A 17,913-nucleotide genomic window follows, 5' to 3' on the forward strand; every position below is an offset into this window, starting at 1 on the left:
GAGCTCGCCGATTCCGGGGTGACGCCGCTCTCGTAGGATCCGCCGAACAGACCCGCGGCGCTGGCCTGCAGGAATCGCCAGTAGAATCCATACACGTGACTTCTGCGCCCGCCAAGCCCCGCATCCCGAACGTCCTCGCCGGACGCTACGCCTCCGCCGAGCTCGCCACGCTCTGGTCGCCCGAGCAGAAGGTGAAGCTGGAGCGGCAGCTCTGGCTCGCCGTGCTGAGGGCTCAGAAGGATCTCGGCATCGAGGTGCCGGAGGCGGCGCTCGCCGACTACGAGCGGGTGCTCGACCAGGTGGACCTGGCCTCCATCGCGGAGCGCGAGAAGGTCACGCGGCACGACGTGAAGGCACGGATCGAGGAGTTCAACGACCTCGCCGGGCACGAGCACGTGCACAAGGGCATGACCTCCCGCGACCTGACGGAGAACGTCGAGCAGCTGCAGATCCGGCTGTCGCTGGAGCTGATGCGGGACCGCACGGTCGCCGTGCTGGCGCGCCTGGGCAAGCTGGCCGGTGAGTACCGCGAGCTGGTCATGGCCGGCCGCTCCCACAACGTGGCGGCGCAGGCCACGACCCTCGGCAAGCGCTTCGCGACCGCCGCCGACGAGCTGCTCGTCGCGTACGGCCGGGTGGAGGAGCTGCTGGGCCGCTATCCGCTGCGCGGCATCAAGGGCCCGGTCGGCACGGCGCAGGACATGCTGGACCTGCTCGGGGGCGATGCCTCGAAGCTGGCCGAGCTGGAGCAGCGGATCGCCGACCACCTGGGCTTCTCCCAGGCGTTCACCTCGGTCGGCCAGGTCTACCCGCGCTCGCTCGACTACGAGGTCGTGACCGCGCTGGTGCAGCTGGCGGCCGCGCCCTCCTCGCTGGCGAAGACGATCCGGCTGATGGCCGGGCACGAGCTGGTCACCGAGGGCTTCAAGCCGGGCCAGGTCGGCTCCTCCGCGATGCCGCACAAGATGAACACCCGCTCCTGCGAGCGCGTCAACGGCCTGATGGTGATCCTGCGCGGGTACGCCTCGATGACCGGTGAACTGGCGGGCGACCAGTGGAACGAGGGCGACGTGTCCTGCTCGGTGGTGCGCCGGGTCGCGCTGCCGGACGCGTTCTTCGCGCTGGACGGCCTGCTGGAGACGTTCCTGACCGTGCTCGACGAGTTCGGTGCCTTCCCGGCGGTCGTGGCCCGTGAGCTGGACCGCTACCTGCCGTTCCTCGCCACCACCAAGGTGCTGATGGGCGCGGTGCGCGCGGGCGTCGGCCGGGAGGTCGCGCACGAAGCGATCAAGGAGAACGCGGTGGCCACGGCGCTGGCCATGCGTGAGCAGGGCGCGGAGCGCAACGACCTCCTCGACAAGCTGGCCGCGGACGAGCGCATCCCGCTGGACCGGGCCCGGCTGGAGGCGCTGATGGCCGACAAGCTGTCCTTCACGGGGGCCGCGGCCGACCAGGTCGGCCTGATCGTCGGCCGCATCGAGGAGATCGTGAAGCAGCACCCGGAGGCCGCGGGCTACACGCCGGGAGCGATCCTCTGACGCGCTTCACACCGGAGGAACTGGAGGCCGCCCGCGACCGTCTCGTGCCGGACGTCGTCGCGGACGGCCTTCACGTGCTGTTCTGCGGAATCAACCCCGGTCTGATGACGGGGGCGACAGGCCACCACTTCGCCCGTCCCGGCAACCGTTTCTGGCCGGTGCTGCACCTGTCCGGGTTCACGCCGAGGCTGCTGAGGCCGTCGGAGCAACGGGAGTTGCTGTCCTACGGGCTCGGCATCACGAACGTCGTGGCGCGGCCGACCGCGCGGGCCGACGAGCTGACGGCGGAGGAGTACCGGGAGGGCGGCCGGCAACTGGCGCTGAAGGTGGCGCGGTTGCGGCCCCGTTGGCTGGCCGTGGTGGGCGTGACCGCGTACCGGGCGGCATTCGGCGACCGCAAGGCCCAGGTGGGCCCGCAGGCGCGGATGATCGGGGACACCCGTGTGTGGGTGCTGCCCAACCCGAGCGGGCTGAACGCGCACTGGACGGCGCAGACGATGGCGGAGGAGTTCGGGCGGTTGCGGGAAGCGGCCGAGGGGCTGTGACTGGTGCGGTTGCCGGCGACCTCGTTGCAGCATCGGCACGCCGAGTCGGACATCGTCGTGCGGTGCGGTCGGTGCTTTCACACCACACCCGAGCCCGTCACGGCGGGTCTGTCTCCGTGACGACGGCCAGGAGTTGGAACGGGAGCTCCTTGTCCCACTGGGAGACGCCGAGGGCGACCCAGCGGCCCGACTCCGGTGTCTTCCACAGGTGCAGGTCCGGCACGTGGGAGCTGAGCGAGGCCCACGGCTCGGGTATGTCCTCGCCGCTCTGCGCGCGCACGAAGACACTGGCCAGGCTGAAGACCTGCGGCCGTCCCCAACGCTCGGCCAGTCGTTCGCTCAAGCCGTCCCTGTCGCACTCGTACTGCGCCTCCGTCTCCTCCCGCTCCGTCCCGTCGTCCTCCCAGAAGTCGCCGCTCGTCGCTAATTCGGCGACGAGGTACCCGGGTCCTCCCGTGCCGGCATCCGTCCTGCCGTGCTCCGCGGGGAAGCCCCGCGTGCACAGCAGGTCGATGGTGGCGAGGTACTGCGCGATGTCCATGTGATCCAGTAAAGCGCCGACCACTGACAATTGGCGGGGGGTCAGGCGTCCCGACGCCGCAGGCTCCGGGCACCCGCCACGAGCGCCGTGGCCGTCCAGAGCGCGGTCGCCGCGAGGCCCGTCCACGGCCCCAGGGGGCCGTCGTACGACTCGTACAGAACCACCTGCCCCGCCTTGTCGGGCAGGACGTCGGTCGCACCGCCTGCCACGGGTCCGGATCACGAACGAGACGATGAGGATGAAGGGGATCATGATCGAGAGTGTGCCGACACCGCTGCGGAGCAGGACCGCGAGTCCGGCCGCGAACAGGGCCATCAGCATCAGACAGATCCCGCAGCCCACCACGCCGCGCACCTGCTCGCCGACCGTGAGCCCGGTCGCTGCGGAACCCATGCCCACGCGCGCCGCGACGAGCGCCGCGAAGGCGGTCACCCACCCCACCGCGAGGACCGGTACGGCGATGGCCGTCACCTTGGCCGCGAACCACCGTCCGCGCTGCGGGACCGCGGCGAGCGACAGCCGGAGCCCGCCCCTGTGGAACTCCTCTCGGAGTGGAGGATGGCTGCGAACGGCATGGTCAGGCCTCCTGGCGCTGTGCGGTGAACTCGGCTTCGGCGGCGGTCAGGTCCAGGTAGGCCTGCTCCAAGGTGCCCTCCTCCGCGGCCAGTTCGAGGAGCTGCACTCCTGCCGCGGACGTGAGGAGCCCGATGTCGTCCACGCGCGCGTGGGGCACGGTCCAGTGGCCGTCGTCGTGCTGCACGGCGTCGTGACCGTGCCGGGCGAGGACGCTCTTGAGGGCTTGAGGGCGAGGGGATCGGTCGTGCGGATCCGCACGCTCGGCTGCACGCGCGCGGTGTTGAACTCCCGCATCGGGGTGTCCGCCAGCAGGCGGCCTCGGCCAAGGACCACGAGGTGGTCGGCGAAGGAGGCGGTATCGCCTTCTGGAGTCCGCGCGGGCCTCGGGGGCCAAGATCGACGCCGAGCGGTCGGGCCCCTGGAGACCGTTCCGGGCCCGGTGTCCCGTGAGGTACCGGATGGGCGGTGGTGGAGCGGGCCCGGTTGACCGAGCGGGAGGGCGAGGTGCTGCGGCTGATGGCGCGCGGCTTGTCGAACGCGGAGATCGCCGCTCGGCTGGTCGTCGGGACGGCGACGGTGAAGTCGCATGTCAGCGCCTTGCTGGCGAAGCTGGGGGCACGGGACCGCACGCAGGCAGTCATCGCTGCGTAGGAGTCGGGGTTCGTGACGCCGGGCTGATCCGCCGGGTGCGCGGGGCTCGGGGGTGGCGTCGGTGGGCCGGGGTTCGGATCGGGCCGGCCGGGGGCCTGCTCGGGCGAGCCCGGGGCCTGTGTGCCGCCCCAGCAGGGGGTTGGACCGGCAGGGTCGGCGGTGCGCTCCCGCCTCGGTCCCGCCGGGCTGAGCGGGCCGGTCGCGTCGGGGGCGGTCGGCCCTCGCCCGGGTCCGCCGTCCCGAGTACCATCCGGCCAACACGGGCACGAGCTGGGAGGACGGACGGTGGGGCGGCTGACCGGCGGGGATCCCTCGCTGCTGCGAAGGATCAACTCCGCGGTGGTGCTGCACGCGCTGCGTGCCACGGACTGTGCCACGCTGACCGAGATCACCCGGGTGACGGGACTGTCCCGGCCGACCGTCGAGGGCGTCGTCGAGGGGCTCATCGAGGCCGGTCTGGTCGTCGAGAAGGCGGCCGAGGAGGGCGCGGCCCGGCGCCAGGGGCGGCCCGCGCGGCGGTTCCGGTTCCGGGCCGAGGCGGGGCATCTGCTGGGTCTGGAGATCGGGGCGCACCGCGTCGCCGCACTGCTGGCCGACCTGGACGGCCGGGTGATCGGCGCCCAGGCCAGGGACGTCGACGAGACGGCCTGTGCCGACGAGCGCCTGGAGCGGTCGCGCACCGCGGTCGCCGAGCTGCTGCGCCGGGCGGGTGTGGCGCGCGGCTCGCTGCGGGCGGTGGGGGTCGCCACGCCCGGGATCGTCGAGGCCGACGGCACGGTCCGGCTGGGTACCGCGCTGCCGGAGTGGTCGGGACTGCGGCTGGGCGAGCGGCTGAGCCGGTCCTTCAAGTGCCCGGTGCTGGTCGAGAACGACGCCAACGCGGCGGCGGTCGCCGAGCACTGGAAGGGGGCCGCCACCGAGTCCGACGACGTGGTGTTCGTGCTGGCCGGGCTGAGCCCGGGCGCAGGCTCGCTGATCGGCGGGCGGCTGCACCGGGGGTTCGGCGGAGCGGCCGGTGAGATCGGTGCGCTGCATCTGCTGGGCCGGGAGGCGGCTCCGGAGAGACTTCTGTCGACGACGGACGAGCCGCTGCACCCGCTCGACGAGCAGGCGGTCGCCAAGGTGTTCGCGCGGGCCCGCGAGGGCGACCAGCGGGCCCGCGCGGCCGTCGACCGCTTCATCCAGCGTCTGGTGCACGACGTGGCGGCGCTGGCGCTGGCCCTCGACCCGGAGCTGGTCGTCATCGGCGGCTGGGCGGCCGGGCTGGACGGCGTGCTCGAACCGCTGCGGGCCGAGCTGGCCCGTTACTGCCTGCGGCCGCCGAAGGTGACGCTCTCGCTGCTCGGCGAGGCCGCCGTCGCCACGGGCGCGCTGCGGCTGGCCCTCGACCACGTGGAGGAACAGCTCTTCGCGGTGGAGGGCACGGTGACGGGCCGCTGACGGCGAGGCCGGCGGCGCACCGACTGCCTGCGGTCAGGAGGCCCGGCTCTGCGGGCCGTGGTGGATCTCCACGCCACCGGAGTCGCCGAAGGTCAGCCGGCAGGTGTCGGCCCGGTACGTGGCGACGGAGAGGGCGGCGACGCGGCCCTCGGCGACGTAGCGGGTGGTGACGACGAGGACGGGCGCTCCGGGGAGGCGGTCCAGCTCCTTGGCGTCGTCCGCGCGGGCCGAGCCGAGCTCCACGGCGTTCTCCTGCCGCTCCAGCTCCAGGCGCTGCAGTTCGCGCAGCACGGCACGCGCGCGTGCCGCCCCGGACGGGGCGTCGATCGCGGAGAGGTCGGGCACCGACGACGACGGGATGTAGAGCAGCTCGGCGGCCACGGGCTGGCCATGCGTCATCCGGGAACGGCGCACGGTGTGCACGGGCTCGTCGCCGTCGGTCCCCAGCACGCCGGCGACGGCGGCGGGCGGAGCCGCCAGGGTGCTGTCGACGGGCTGCCAGTCGTCCCCGGCCGTTCCCGGCCAGGCGTGCTGCTCGGTGCCGACGGCCACGCCGACACGGGGCGGCGCCACGGTCGTACCGACACCGCGGCGGCGCTGCAGCCGGCCTTCCAGTTCGAGCTGTTCCAGGGCCTGGCGGAGCGTGGCGCGGGCGACGCCGAAGCGGGCGGCGAGGTCACGCTCGTTGGGCAGGATCTCGCCCACCGTGAACTCCGAGTCCAGCGCCTCGCTGAGCACGGTCCTGAGGTGCCAGTACTTCGGTTCCGGCACCGATTCCAACTGCGTGGTCCCCACCCTGTCCTCCGCAATCGCCGTGGTCCGGCGGCTTTTTCGCGCCCTTGTTTATTAAAGGTTGTTGCACTTATCTGCGACCATAAGGCGGCCCTCACCCTTGGTCAAGACCAATCCTCGATCGCTGGAGCACCGCCCGGGCGCGGTGCCGCGCAGCGTTCACGAGACGTTCGTACAGGGCCGTGTTCGTGACACCGCGGCAGAGCCTCCGTCACGAAACGGGGGCTTCGGCCGAACGGTGGACCGGGCCTATACGTGGGCCAGGGCCTGCAGCTTGTCGGGGTTGCGGATGATGTACACCGCCTGGATGCGCCCGTCGGCCACGTCGAGCTGGAAGACCGCGTCGGGCTTGTCCCCGGACAGGGCCAGCACGGCGGGCCCGCCGTTGAGCTCCAGGACACGGACGGACAGGTCCGGCAGGCTCTTGCGGGTGGCGCCGACGAGGAAGCGGCCCACCTTGTCGGCGGTCTCCAGCACCCGCAGCGGCGCCTTGGCCTTGCCGCCGCTGTCGCCCACGAGGCGGACGTCCGGCGCGAGCAGCGACATCAGCCCTTCCAGGTCGCCGTCCGCCGCGGCGGCGAGGAAGCGCTCGGTGAGGTCGCGGCGCTGGGCGGGGTCCACCTCGTAGCGCGGACGCCGCTCGTCGACGTGCTTGCGGGCCCGGCCCGCGAGCTGGCGCACCGCCGGCTCAGCGCGGTCGAGCATGGCGGCGATGTCGGCGTACGGATAACCGAAGGCCTCCCTGAGGACGAACACCGCCCGCTCCAGCGGCGACAGCGACTCCAGGACCACGAGGACCGCGAGGGAGACGGAGTCGGCGAGCACGGCCCGCTCCGCGGTGTCCGGCACGGTGTCACCGAAGTCGGTGACGTACGGCTCGGGCAGCCACGGGCCGACGTACGTCTCACCGCGTGCCTTGATCTGGCGCAGCCGGTCGATGGCGAGGCGGGTCGTGACCCGCACCAGGTAGGCGCGCGGTTCGCGCACCGCGGACCGGTCGGCGCCGGCCCAGCGCAGCCAGGCCTCCTGGACCACGTCCTCCGCGTCGGCCACGCGCCCCAGCATCCGGTAGGCGACGCCCACCAGGACGGGACGGTGTTGTTCGAAGACGTCGGTCGCGATGTCGGTGGTCACTTTTCCATCCCAGCGGACGCCCGCGGACGTGTCCAGGCGGAATCAGGGCCGGGGCGCCGGCCGGACAGGTGAGATCCTTCACGTGCCCCGCAGGTGCGCGGGGCACGTCGAGGGGCGCGCGGCCCGCAATTCACCGGAACCAGGGGCTACCCGGCGGTAGCTTTTGCTGACACTCTGTCTACGCCACGAACGCCTGCGAGCCCCGACGAGGAGCACCATGTCCAGCACCGTCTCCTTCCAGGTCCCCTCTCCGTCCGGCCCACGGAGCATGACCCTGGCCTACGCGCGCGTGGGCACCGGCGAGCCGCTGCTCCTGCTGCACGGCATCGGCCACCACCGTCAGGCCTGGGACCCGGTGGTGCACCTCCTCGCCGCCGAGCGCGATGTGATCGCCGTGGACCTGCCCGGATGCGGCGAGTCCCCCGCCCTGCCCGACGGGATGGCCCACGACCTGGCGACGATGAACGCCGCGCTCGGCGCGTTCTGCGTGGCACTGGAGATCGAGCGACCGCACGTGGCGGGCAACTCGCTCGGCGGGCTGCTCGCGCTGAACCTCGGCAGCGCCCGTCTCGTACGTTCCGTCACGGCCCTGTCTCCGGCCGGGTTCTGGGTACCGGCCGAACGGCTGTATGCCTTCGGCGTTCTGATGGGCATGCGGCACACCGCCCAGCGCCTGCCGCTGCCCCTGGTCGAGTTGCTGTCCCGTACGGCGGTCGGCCGTGCGGTCCTGACGAGCACCATCTACGCCCGCCCGGGCCGCCGTTCGCCCGAGGCCGTGGTCGCCGAGACGCTGGCGCTGGCCCGCGCCGAAGGGTTCCACGAGACACTCCGGTCCGGAAGGGACGTCCAGTTCACGGACGACGTGTCCGGAGTACCCGTCACCGTGGCGTGGGGCAACAGGGACCGGCTCCTCGTCCCCCGGCAAGGCGTCCGCGCCAAGCACGTCATTCCGCGCGCCCGGCTGATACGGCTTCCGGGCTGCGGTCACGTCCCGATGAACGACGACCCGGCCCTGGTCGCCCGCGTGATCCTCGACGGCAGCCGGAAGCAGGACGCCGGTGCTTCCAGGACTTCCCCCAGCACCGCCGTGTCGTAGGGCAGGACGCGGTCAGCACCCGGCGTCCAAGGTCCCCTTCCACGGCGTCGGCACAGCCCGGTCCGGGTGGCCCCCTGCGCTCCGGGGCCCGGACCGCCGCCTGTGAGTTGCCGCTCCCGGCCGCCTCGGCACCGGCACGCGCGCGTGGCCGGTCACCGCAGGCGGCGCTGCGGGAAGCGTGACGCTCGGGGCGGCTCGCACCGGGGACCCGGCTGCCGTCGGGCCGGGATCTCGTCGCCGACCTCGGCGGGTCCCGCGGGCTGGTGACGGAGGCGTACGAGCAGGTGACGGCGGAGGGCTGTCTGCGCGGCGACCGGGGTGCGGGGACCTGGGTGAGCGGTGCCGTCCGGGCCGCCCGCCGGAGCCCGCGTGACCTCGCGCCGCGCTCCCCCGGTGCCCGTATCGGCTGGGTGCCCGGGGCACCGGACGTATCGCTGTTCCCCCGCTCCGCGTGGGCGGCCGCACCAGGAGGAGCCCTTTCCCGGCACCGAGGTCGCCGGGATCGCCGCTGGACTGCGTGTCATCGGCCGCACTGCCCGGGCTCTACGCCCCGAGGAGCGCTTCCTCGCGCGCGTGGCCGCGGCCGGAGTGGCGGTGCGTCCCCTGGCGGAGTACACGCGCGTGCCGGTGACGGGAAGGCCGGGGAGGAGGACCAGGAGGTGCGGCTGGCGCTGGGGCACGCGCATCTGTCGCCGGTGCGGATCCGGGAGGGTGTACGGCTGATGGCCGAGGCCGTCCACGGCTGGCCGCCTGCCGTCGCGCGTCCGGCGCGCGCCTGTTCCCCTGTCCCCGCGCCCAGTTGTTCACTTGGGGTTTCCGTGTGCGCAGCGCCGTACCAGTAGGTGTGGCACTGCACATTGGCCGGATCCCGTCCCTGGAGGCGCATCCATGTCACACCGTCCGTTCCCCGGCCGCCGCGGCGTCCTGCGCGGCTCGCTCGCCGCATCGGCGGCCCTCACCCTGCCCACCGCCCTCGGCGCGGCGCCGGCGTTCGCCCTGTCCGGCCGCCCCAAGGCGGGCTGGGGTGTGCAGACCGGGGACGTGACCTCCGACTCCGGGCTGGTGTGGGTGCGCTCCGACCGCCCGGCCCGGATGATCGTCGAGACGTCCGCGACCGAGTCGTTCCGCAACCCGCGCAGATGGCACGGTCCGCTGCTGGGCGCGGACACGGACTTCACCGGCACGACCCGGCTGCACGGGCTGCCCTCGGGTGAACAGGTCCACTATCGCGTGCTGCTCGCCGATCCGGACGACCCGCGCCGCACCGGTGAGCCGGTCACCGGCACCTTCCGCACGGTCCCCGCACGCCGGCGCAGCGGGGTGCGCTTCCTGTGGTCCGGCGACCTGGCGGGCCAGGGCTGGGGCATCAACCCGGACCTCGGCGGCTACCGCATCTACGACGCGATGGCCAGGCTGGACCCCGACTTCTTCCTCTGCAGCGGCGACAACATCTACGCGGACGGCCCGATCGCGGCGACGCAGGCCCTGCCCGACGGCAGCACCTGGCGGAACATCACCACCGAGGAGAAGTCCAAGGTGGCCGAGACCCTGGCGGAGTTCCGCGGCAACTTCCGCTACAACCTCCTCGACGACAACCTCAGGCGGTTCAACGCCCAGGTGCCGTCCATCGTCCAGTGGGACGACCACGAGGTGCGCAACAACTGGTACCCGGGGCAGATGATCGCCGGCACCGACACCCGCTACACCGAGAAGAGCATCGACGTGCTGGCCGGACGGGCCCGGCGCGCGTTCAGCGAGTACTTCCCGATCTCGACGCTGCGGCCGGGCGCGCGGGAGGGCCGCGTGTACCGGGTGCTGCGGCAGGGCCCGCTGCTCGACGTGTTCGTGCTCGACATGCGGACGTACCGCAACGCCAACTCGCCCGACGACCAGACCGTGGACCCGCAGGGCATCCTCGGCCGGGAGCAGCTGGAGTGGCTCAAGCGGGAGCTGTCCCGGTCGCGCGCGGTGTGGAAGGTGATCGCCGCCGACATGCCGGTCGGCCTGGTCGTCCCCGACACCACCGAGGGCAGGAAGAACATCGAGGCCGTGGCGCAGGGCGACCCGGGCGCGCCGCTCGGGCGTGAGCTGCAGATCGCGGAGCTGCTGCGGCACATCAAGCACCGGCGGATCACCGGCACCGTGTGGCTGACGGCCGACGTGCACCACACCTCGGCTCAGCACTACCAGCCGTCGCGGGCCGCGTTCACCGACTTCGAGCCGTTCTGGGAGTTCGTCTCCGGCCCGCTCAACGCCGGTGCCTTCCCGGCGAGCGCGCTCGATGGCACCTTCGGTCCCGAGCGTGTGTTCGTGAAGGCGCCGACCGCCTCCAACGTCTCGCCCGCCGGCGGCTACCAGTTCTTCGGCGAGGTCGACATCGACGGCGACAGCGGCGAGATGACGGTACGGCTGCGCGAGCAGGACGGCACCGTGCTGTTCACGCAGGTGCTGCAGCCGGGCCGGGTCGGCCAGTGACTCCCGTAGCCTGAGACGTGGCCGCGCGCCGGCGTCATCCCCCGGTGCGCGGCACGTGCACACGGCCGCCAACTCGCCGCCATCCACGGCGTTTTTTGCAGGTCAGGGCCGATTGTCAGTGGTCGCCTCTACGGTCTTCTCCATGACGCGATCCTTGCAGGCCGTGGCCTATCGACGACCCTCCGTGCTCACCTCCGCGGCGGGTGGAGCACTCCTGGGGCTCGAAACCTCCGGTGGCTCGACGCCCTCGGGTGCCGTGGACCATCCGCGGTTCTTCTCCGGTTTCCTGACCTCTCCTCAGGTGGCCTCGGCGGGCCTGCTCGCGGTGGCGGACGTGGCGGCCGCGCGTTACTTCCAGCGGCAGCTGCGCGCCTTGCTCGACCCGGTGGTGACGGGCAACGGAGACCGGCTGCGTTTCGAGTCCTTCTCCGGCTGCGGCGGGGTGTACGCGCGTCTGGACGTGCTGGAAACGGGCCTCGACGGTGACGAGGTGGGACACGGCACGACCAACGTCGACGTCAACAATCCCCTGCGCGAGGCACTGTCGAGGATCGGTGGGGACGACCCGCTGCATCTTCGCGTCGGGCCGGAGGAGATGGCCGTGACCACGCTGGACGGTCCGGTCGTGGAGAAGAAGGTGCCGCTGCCGGACCGGTGGCTGCGCGGCTTCGCGGAGGCCCAGGTGATCGCGGCCGGCTTCGACCTGCGGGCCGAGCTGCCCGCCGCCGAGGCCGTACGGTTCCTGCGCTCGCTGTCGCGCGGCGGAACCCGCGGCACCTCCGTGCACCCGCGGTGGGTGGTGCCTGCCGGGCGGGGGCTGCGTCCGACGACCCGGGCCGTGCCCGGCGCGGTCTGCCTGCCCGAACCGGAGCGGCTGGTCGCGCTCCAGCGGGTGCTGCGGCACGCGACGGCCCTGCGGGTGTACGGCCCCGCCACCGCCGTCGGCTCCGCCGCCACGTCGTCCGCCTGGGAGGCCGTCCTGCCCGGCATGCGGCTCACCCTCACTCTGTCCCCCGACGCCTCCCGCGGTTTCTCCGGCGAGGGCGGTGTCCTGAACGCGCTCGCCACCGACGAGGCCGCCGCGGACGCCGAGCTGATCTCGGTGCTCCTGAGCTGGGAGCCCCGCATCGACGTCGCCGACCTCGCCACCGCGTCGGGCCTGAGCGCCGAGCGGGTCCGCGCCGCCCTGATCCGCCTGGGCACCTCGGGCCGGGTCGGGTACGACACGGCGGAGGCGGCCTACTTCCACCGGGAACTGCCGTACGACGCCGAGCGCGTGGAGCGCCACAACCCACGGCTGCGCTCGGCCCGCGATCTGGTGGCGGCGGGCGCGGTCACCGTGGACGGCACGCTCGGGACGGTGACGGCCGAGGACGGGCACGTGCACCGGGTGCGCGACGAGGGGGGCGTGCTCAGCTGCAGCTGCCTGTGGTGGGCCCGGTACCGGGGCGGGCGTGGGCCGTGCAAGCACGCGCTGGCGGTGCGGATGGTGCGGCGGGGCGCCGCGGTGGAGCGGGAGACGGTACGGGTCGACGGGGGTGTGCGGTGAGCGCTCTGACGGATGCGGTACGAGCCGGGCGGACGGACGAGGTGGTGCGTCTGCTGGACGGGATGACGGACGCCGAGCGGCGTTCCGCCTTCCCCGAGCTGAAGGCGCTCCGCAAGGAGCTGCGGGGGGCTCCGTGGAACGCGGAGTCGCGCCGCGCGTACCCCGCCCTGCACATGGCGGGGGCGGCCTGCCAGACCGGTGCGGCGGGTGTGGCGAGCTGGCTGGCGGCCGCCGACATGCGCTGGTCGCAGGCGTCGCCCGCGCTGCTGCTCCACATGCTGGGCGACCGGGACCGCGACTGGCTGGCCGACGTGGCGCACCGGCTGGCGCAGCGCCCGGAAAGCGCCCAGGTGCCGTACGAGCTGATGGCCGGTCTCGTCCGGCTCTCCGGCTGCCCGGTGCCCACGACGGACGCCTACGTGCGGGGCTGGCTGATCCACGTCGGCGGCAGCTGGCAGCGAGGGGGCACCGTGTGCGACCGCCTCCGCCAGGACCCGCATCTGGCACAGCTCGTGGCTGCCCTTTTCGAGACCGCCGACATCGGTTCCCTGCTCGGCTGGCTGTCCGGCGACGGCCCGGACAGCTGGACCGGAGCCCTCGCGCAGCTCACCGCCGAGGGTGCGCTCGACCGGAAGACGATGGTCGAGGCGTGCGTGGCCCGGCTGCTGCGGGGCGGCGCGCCCGCCGATCTCCGGGTGTTCCTGCGTCTGCTGAAGGCTCTCGCCCTCACCCGTGGCGAGGAGCGGGAGCGGACGGCCGACTGGGTGGCGCTCGCCTCGGACGCCCCGTCCACGGTGGCCTCGCACGCGCAGTCGGTGCTGGGGTCCCTCGCCCTGGAGGGTGACCTGCCGCCGCGCCACCTGGCCGAGATGTCGGGCGCCGTGCTGTTCCGCACCGAGAAGAAGCTCGTGCGCGCACAGCTCGTGCTGCTGGGCAAGGTGCTCGCACGGGACGCGTCCACGGCCGGGGAACTGCTGCCGGCCGTGGCTCAGGCCTTCGGGCACGAGGACTCGGAGGTACAGGAGCGGGCGTTGAAGCTGGTGGAGCGCCATGCCGGCAAGGCGACCGGTATCCACGAGGAACTGGCGGCAGCCGCCGGTCAGTTGATCCCCGCCCTGCGGGATCGGGCAGCCCGGACCCTGGGCGTCGCGGCATCGGCTGCGGAGCCCGTGGTGTACGAGGAGACGCTGCCGCCCGCGCCGGAGCCGACGCGCCTCGCGCCCGTTGCCGGGTCGACGACCGAACTCGCCGAAGAGACAGGGGCGCTGCTGGCGTCCGGTGGTGACGTGGCCGCGTTCGAGCGGGCGCTGGACGGACTGGTCCGTCACACCCACAGGAACCGCGACGCTCTGCTGGAGGCGCTGAGCCCGGTGGTCGCACGCCGCTGGTGGAACAACGCGAACTACGCGAACTACGCGAACTACGCGGACAGCGTGTCCGTGCGGCCCGAGAGCGACTATTTCCGGCATCACGGCCTGGTCAACGCGCAGTTCGGTCTCGATCTCCTCCTGGCGACACTGTGCGGAAAGGTCCTCACCACCACGCTCCACAGCGAAGCCCGGCGCTGGACGGCGACGCATGACTGCGTCCACCGCCCGCTGTCCCGGGCCTTCGACGCGCGGCTGTGGGAGGTGGCCTACCGGATCCGGACGGAGCCGCTGCCGTTCCTGCTCTCGACGCCCACCTGGAGCACGGGCCTGCTGGAGCCGGACGACCTGGTGAAGCGACTCGACGACTACCGCCGGCTGGGCGCCCGGCCATCGGCGGCCGATTTCGCCCAGGCACTGCTGCGCGTCCGGCGCGGGGACCGTACGGCGGCCGTCGCCGCCGCGGAGCGCGCGGAGGCTCTCGGCACCGCGGAGGGAGCGCGGCTCGCCAGGTGGCTCACCTCCGGGGCTCCCGAGCTGCCGACGGCTCAGCGGACCTCTAACGACCGCATCCTGGTCGATTTGGGGGAAGTTCCGGAGCTGCAGGAAGACTTCCCGCCGGAGTTCCGCACACTGGGCCGGCCGGTCAGGGGCTTTGCGGAACACCGCTACTGCTCCCACTGGGACGAGTCCGTACGACAGCACTGGCTCGCCCTGCTCCCCGAGCAGCGCGAACTGGTGGCGGTCCGGATGCTGTGCGACCTGTCCGCCGTCGCCGTGGACGACACCCGTGGCTCCGCCGCCGTGCTGCCGCAGCTCGCCGAGTCCGGCGGCGAGGCGGGCGAGGCCGTGCACCTGTGCGTGGCGTACGGGCTCGGCGCACGGCACCCGGAGGACCGGCTCGCCGCCGTGGACGCCCTGCTGGTGCTCGCGGCGCGCGGTCGGCTCGACCCGGCCCGGCTGGGCGCGGATCTCGGGCAGTTGGTGCGGTGCGGGGCGGTGAAGCCGCTTCGGCTCGCCGAGTCGGCACGGACGACCGCGGCCACCGGGGCGTACGCCACCCTCTGGGACGTGCTGCGCCACACCCTGCCCGTGCTGCTCGCCGATCTCGCGACCGCCGGGGCTGCCACGCCCGCCCGCGGGCTCGGGGACCTGCTGGCGGTGGCCGCCGAGTGCGCCGAGCGGTCCGGGGCCCGGGGCGAACTGCCGCACCTGGCGCAGACGGCGGCCCGGCGCGGCTCGTCCCGGCTCGTGGCCGAGGCCCGTCGGCTGCGCAGTGCGCTGGTGGAGCAGGTGGCCGCATGACGTAGACGTGACGTAGTCATCGGGCGGTGGTCGTCCACCCCGCTCCGGGTGTCACGGGGCCTGAGCAGGCACGTTCGCCAGGCACTCGGCCTCCGCCCCCACCCTTGCAACACATCTGTAAAAAGAGCAACAAAAGGTGCAGATACACTCTTTACCGATCAGTCACAAAGCGTTCGTGATCACGCAACACCATTCCTTCACAGTGGCTGCATGAGTCGAGAAGTTTCTGATGTGACGCCTGTGAAGCACAGGCACGGTCGTCCCGTACACCACTGGCGGCGGGACGTTGTCGAGCTCGCCGCTCTGTTCACGGCGGTGGCGGTGGCGGACGCCGTGGCGAACCTGGTCGGGCACGGCCCCGAGGGCCCGGAGCTGCTGCTGTCTTCGGCGGTCGTCCTGGTCGCCACCGCGGTGTTCCACATCTGGTGGGCACGGCGACACGGTCATGCGCCGCCGACGGACCATACCGGTGCCCGGCCGCTGTCCTCGGGGCGGCAGGCCGGGCCGTCCGACCCGTCGCCGGAGGCGTCCGAGGTCGTGGCCGAGGAGAGTGCGCTGTGGCGGATGCGGACGACGGTGAAGGACGAACCGGGGTCGCTGGCGGCGCTGTGCACGGCCCTCGCCGAGCGGCGGGTCGACATCCTCAGCCTGCAGACGCATCCGCTGGCGGAGGGCACCGTGGACGAGTTCCTGCTGCGGGCCCCGGGTGAGCTCGCGGGGGCCGAGCTCACCCGGGCGGTGTCGCTCGCGGGCGGTGCGGACACCTGGGTCGAGCGGGCCGACGCCCACGATCTGGTGGACGCGCCGACCCGGGTGCTCGGGCTGGCCGCCCGTACCGCCCTGGACGCTGCGGAACTACCGCTGTCGCTACGGCAGTTGCTGGGCCGGTGCACGATCCGGTCGCTGCCCGCCACACCGGCCGGCGGCGGCCGGGGGCCGGACGCCGTGCCGGTGGAGGGGGCCCTGGAGGACACCGTGATGCGGCTGCGTGCGCCGGAAGGCGGAGTGATCACGGTGGAGCGGCCGTATCTGCCGTTCACGCCGACCGAGTTCGCCCGGGCGCGTGCACTGGTGGAGCTGGACGCGCGACTCGGCCCGCGGGTCCCCGCCGGCCAGGACGTGCTGACCCTGCCCGAGGGCAGTGACATCACGGTGCGCCGGGCCGACCCGAGCGACCTGGAGGCCGCCAAGGCCATGCACCAGCGGTGCTCGGCGCGGACGCTGGGGATGCGGTACCACGGGCCGGTCGGTGACGCGGACCGCTACCTGAACCACCTGCTGAGCCCCCGTTTCGGGCGGACGCTCGCCGTGCAGACCGCGTCGGGGCGCATCGTCGGGCTCGGTCACCTGCTGTGGGACGGGGACGAAACGGAGGTCGCGCTGCTCGTCGAGGACGCCTGGCAGCGGCGTGGCATCGGTGGCGAACTCCTCGGCCGTCTGGTGGCGATGGCCGCCGAGGCGGGCTGCACGAGCGTGTACGCGGTGACCCAGGCGTCCAACACCGGCATGGTCGCCGCCATGCGCGGCCTCGAACTGCCCCTCGACTACCAGGTCGAGGAGGGCACCCTGGTCATCACGGCCCGCCTGGACGCTCCGCTGGGAAAGCCGGAGGGCGCCGTAGGGGTCACCGGGCGGTTGTCGCGTGCGGATGGCTTCGGGAAGGCCGAGGCGCCGTAGCGTCTGAGGGCCGACCGGCGGCTGCGGGTGCGCCGCGGCCGGTCGTGCGGTTCCCCGCCGTCGTTCCCAGCGCCTGGTCCAGGTCGGCCCACAGATCCTCGACGTCCTCCAGCCCCACCGACAGCCGTAGCAGCCGGTCGCTCACCCCGGCGTCGCGGCGGTCGGTGGCGTCCACGATGCGGTGACTGATGGACGCCGGGTGCTGGATGAGGGTGTCGACACTGCCGAGGCTCACGGCCGGAGTGATCAGGCGGACGCCACCGATGACCTGGTGCGGGTCGCCGTGGACCTCGAAGGAGACCATCGCGCCGCCGATGCGCGGATAGTGGACGCGGGCGACACGCGGGTCGGCGGTGAGGCGGCGGGCCAGTTCGGCGGCGTTCACGGACGCGGCCCGCATCCGCACCGGCAGGGTCGCGAGGCCGCGCAGCAGCAGATAGCCGGCCAGCGGATGCAGGACGCCGCCCGTGGCGAACCGGACCTGCCGCAGCCGTCCCGCGAACTCCTCGTCGCAGGCCACCACGCCCGCCATCACATCGCCGTGCCCGCCGAGGTACTTGGTGGCGCTGTGCAGCACCAGCCGTGCGCCCTGTTCGGCGGGGCGCTGGAGCACGGGCGTGGCGAAGGTGTTGTCCACCAGCAGCGGGACCGACCCACAGGCATGGGCGACGGCCCGCAGGTCGAGTTCGGCGAGCGTGGGATTGGCCGGGGACTCGACCAGCACCAGTCCGGTGTCGGGGCGCAGCGCGTCCGCGATGCCCGCCGGATCGGTCCAGGTCACCTCCGAGCCGAGCAGTCCGGCGGTCAGCAGGTGGTCGCTGCAGCCGTACAGGGGACGTACGGCCACGACGTGGCGCAGGCCCATCGAGGACCGTACGAGCAGGGTGGCCGTCAGCGCGGCCATGCCGCTGGCGAAGGCGACGGCGGCCTCGGTGCCTTCCAGGCGGGCCAGGGCGGTCTCGAAGCGGGCGACGGTGGGGTTGCCCAGCCGCCCGTAGACGGGCGGACCTTCCAGGGGTGCCCCGGTCGCGGCGAAGGCGTCGATGCGGGCGGCCTCGCCTTGGCTGTCGTACGACGGGTAGGTGGTGGACAGGTCGATCGGCGGGGCGTGCAGTCCTTGCCGGGCGAGGTCGTCCCGCCCTGCGTGCACGGCCTCGGTGGCCAGTGCTCTCGACGCGGTGACGCGTATGCCGTCGGATGACGCGTGCATGCTCGCTGAGTCCATGG

At 73.1% G+C, this 17,913-nt stretch carries 12 protein-coding genes and 4 pseudogenes; 10 read left to right on the forward strand and 6 right to left on the reverse strand.

The window, feature by feature from the left end; translation table 11 throughout:
* Positions 1–95 precede the first annotated feature (95 nt).
* Together purB and mug are read left to right on the forward strand one after the other, a co-directional pair.
* Positions 96–1,538 carry an adenylosuccinate lyase gene (gene purB / locus NW895_RS35605; protein WP_289941007.1) on the forward strand — a complete coding sequence of 481 codons (1,443 nt, stop codon included), beginning with the start codon at positions 96–98 and terminating at the stop codon, positions 1,536–1,538.
* Positions 1,535–2,083 (forward strand): G/U mismatch-specific DNA glycosylase, encoded by a 549-nt coding sequence (gene mug / locus NW895_RS35610; protein WP_289941117.1) that lies wholly within the window; start codon positions 1,535–1,537, stop codon positions 2,081–2,083. The genes purB and mug overlap by 4 nt, the downstream gene beginning before the upstream one ends.
* Before the next feature lie 97 nt (positions 2,084–2,180).
* On the opposite strand, the gene NW895_RS35615 is transcribed toward mug, so the two are convergent.
* The 3 genes and pseudogenes from NW895_RS35615 to NW895_RS35625 all read right to left on the reverse strand — a co-directional run.
* Positions 2,181–2,624, reverse strand: a complete 444-nt coding sequence (locus NW895_RS35615; RefSeq protein ID WP_289941008.1) for a hypothetical protein — start codon at positions 2,622–2,624, stop codon at positions 2,181–2,183.
* Positions 2,625–2,665: 41 nt separating this feature from the next.
* Positions 2,666–3,167: pseudogene (locus tag NW895_RS35620) on the reverse strand (ABC transporter permease); the annotation flags it as partial.
* 34 nt (positions 3,168–3,201) lie between these two features.
* A pseudogene (locus NW895_RS35625) lies at positions 3,202–3,560 on the reverse strand (ABC transporter ATP-binding protein); the annotation flags it as partial.
* A 102-nt stretch (positions 3,561–3,662) separates the two neighbouring features.
* On the opposite strand from NW895_RS35625, the pseudogene NW895_RS35630 reads away from it, so the two are divergent.
* Both NW895_RS35630 and NW895_RS35635 read left to right on the forward strand, forming a co-directional pair.
* A pseudogene (locus tag NW895_RS35630) lies at positions 3,663–3,851 on the forward strand (LuxR C-terminal-related transcriptional regulator); the annotation flags it as partial.
* A gap of 285 nt (positions 3,852–4,136) precedes the next feature.
* Positions 4,137–5,291 carry an ROK family transcriptional regulator gene (locus NW895_RS35635; RefSeq protein ID WP_289941009.1) on the forward strand — a complete coding sequence of 385 codons (1,155 nt, stop codon included), beginning with the start codon at positions 4,137–4,139 and terminating at the stop codon, positions 5,289–5,291.
* A 33-nt stretch (positions 5,292–5,324) separates the two neighbouring features.
* Here NW895_RS35635 and NW895_RS35640 read toward each other — a convergent pair whose 3' ends face one another.
* Both NW895_RS35640 and NW895_RS35645 read right to left on the reverse strand, forming a co-directional pair.
* Complete coding sequence (locus NW895_RS35640; RefSeq protein WP_289941010.1) at positions 5,325–6,086, reverse strand: GntR family transcriptional regulator; 762 nt, start codon at positions 6,084–6,086, stop codon at positions 5,325–5,327.
* Between the two features lie 246 nt (positions 6,087–6,332).
* On the reverse strand, positions 6,333–7,217 hold the full coding sequence (locus NW895_RS35645) for an RNA polymerase sigma-70 factor (RefSeq protein ID WP_289941011.1): 885 nt from the start codon (positions 7,215–7,217) through the stop codon (positions 6,333–6,335).
* Between the two features lie 217 nt (positions 7,218–7,434).
* Between NW895_RS35645 and NW895_RS35650 the strand changes: the two genes are divergently transcribed.
* The 6 genes and pseudogenes from NW895_RS35650 to NW895_RS35675 all read left to right on the forward strand — a co-directional run bounded on the left by NW895_RS35650 (position 7,435) and on the right by NW895_RS35675 (position 16,686).
* Positions 7,435–8,313 (forward strand): alpha/beta fold hydrolase, encoded by an 879-nt coding sequence (locus tag NW895_RS35650; protein WP_289941012.1) that lies wholly within the window; start codon positions 7,435–7,437, stop codon positions 8,311–8,313.
* 74 nt (positions 8,314–8,387) lie between these two features.
* A pseudogene (locus NW895_RS35655) lies at positions 8,388–8,777 on the forward strand (GntR family transcriptional regulator); the annotation flags it as partial.
* A gap of 424 nt (positions 8,778–9,201) precedes the next feature.
* Positions 9,202–10,788, forward strand: a complete 1,587-nt coding sequence (locus tag NW895_RS35660; RefSeq protein ID WP_289941014.1) for an alkaline phosphatase D family protein — start codon at positions 9,202–9,204, stop codon at positions 10,786–10,788.
* A 142-nt stretch (positions 10,789–10,930) separates the two neighbouring features.
* Positions 10,931–12,337: an SWIM zinc finger family protein gene (locus NW895_RS35665; protein WP_289941016.1), complete on the forward strand. Its 1,407-nt coding sequence runs from the start codon at positions 10,931–10,933 to the stop codon at positions 12,335–12,337.
* On the forward strand, positions 12,334–15,009 hold the full coding sequence (locus tag NW895_RS35670) for a DUF6493 family protein (protein WP_289941017.1): 2,676 nt from the start codon (positions 12,334–12,336) through the stop codon (positions 15,007–15,009). The genes NW895_RS35665 and NW895_RS35670 overlap by 4 nt, the downstream gene beginning before the upstream one ends.
* A gap of 210 nt (positions 15,010–15,219) precedes the next feature.
* Complete coding sequence (locus NW895_RS35675) at positions 15,220–16,686, forward strand: GNAT family N-acetyltransferase (RefSeq protein ID WP_289941018.1); 1,467 nt, start codon at positions 15,220–15,222, stop codon at positions 16,684–16,686.
* On the opposite strand, the gene NW895_RS35680 is transcribed toward NW895_RS35675, so the two are convergent.
* Positions 16,634–17,911, reverse strand: coding sequence for a PLP-dependent transferase (locus tag NW895_RS35680; RefSeq protein ID WP_289941019.1), 1,278 nt, complete (start codon positions 17,909–17,911; stop codon positions 16,634–16,636). The genes NW895_RS35675 and NW895_RS35680 overlap by 53 nt on opposite strands.
* Positions 17,912–17,913: the final 2 nt, after the last annotated feature.

The sequence above is a fragment of the Streptomyces sp. S.PNR 29 genome (assembly GCF_030386795.1).
Lineage (GTDB): Bacteria > Actinomycetota > Actinomycetes > Streptomycetales > Streptomycetaceae > Streptomyces.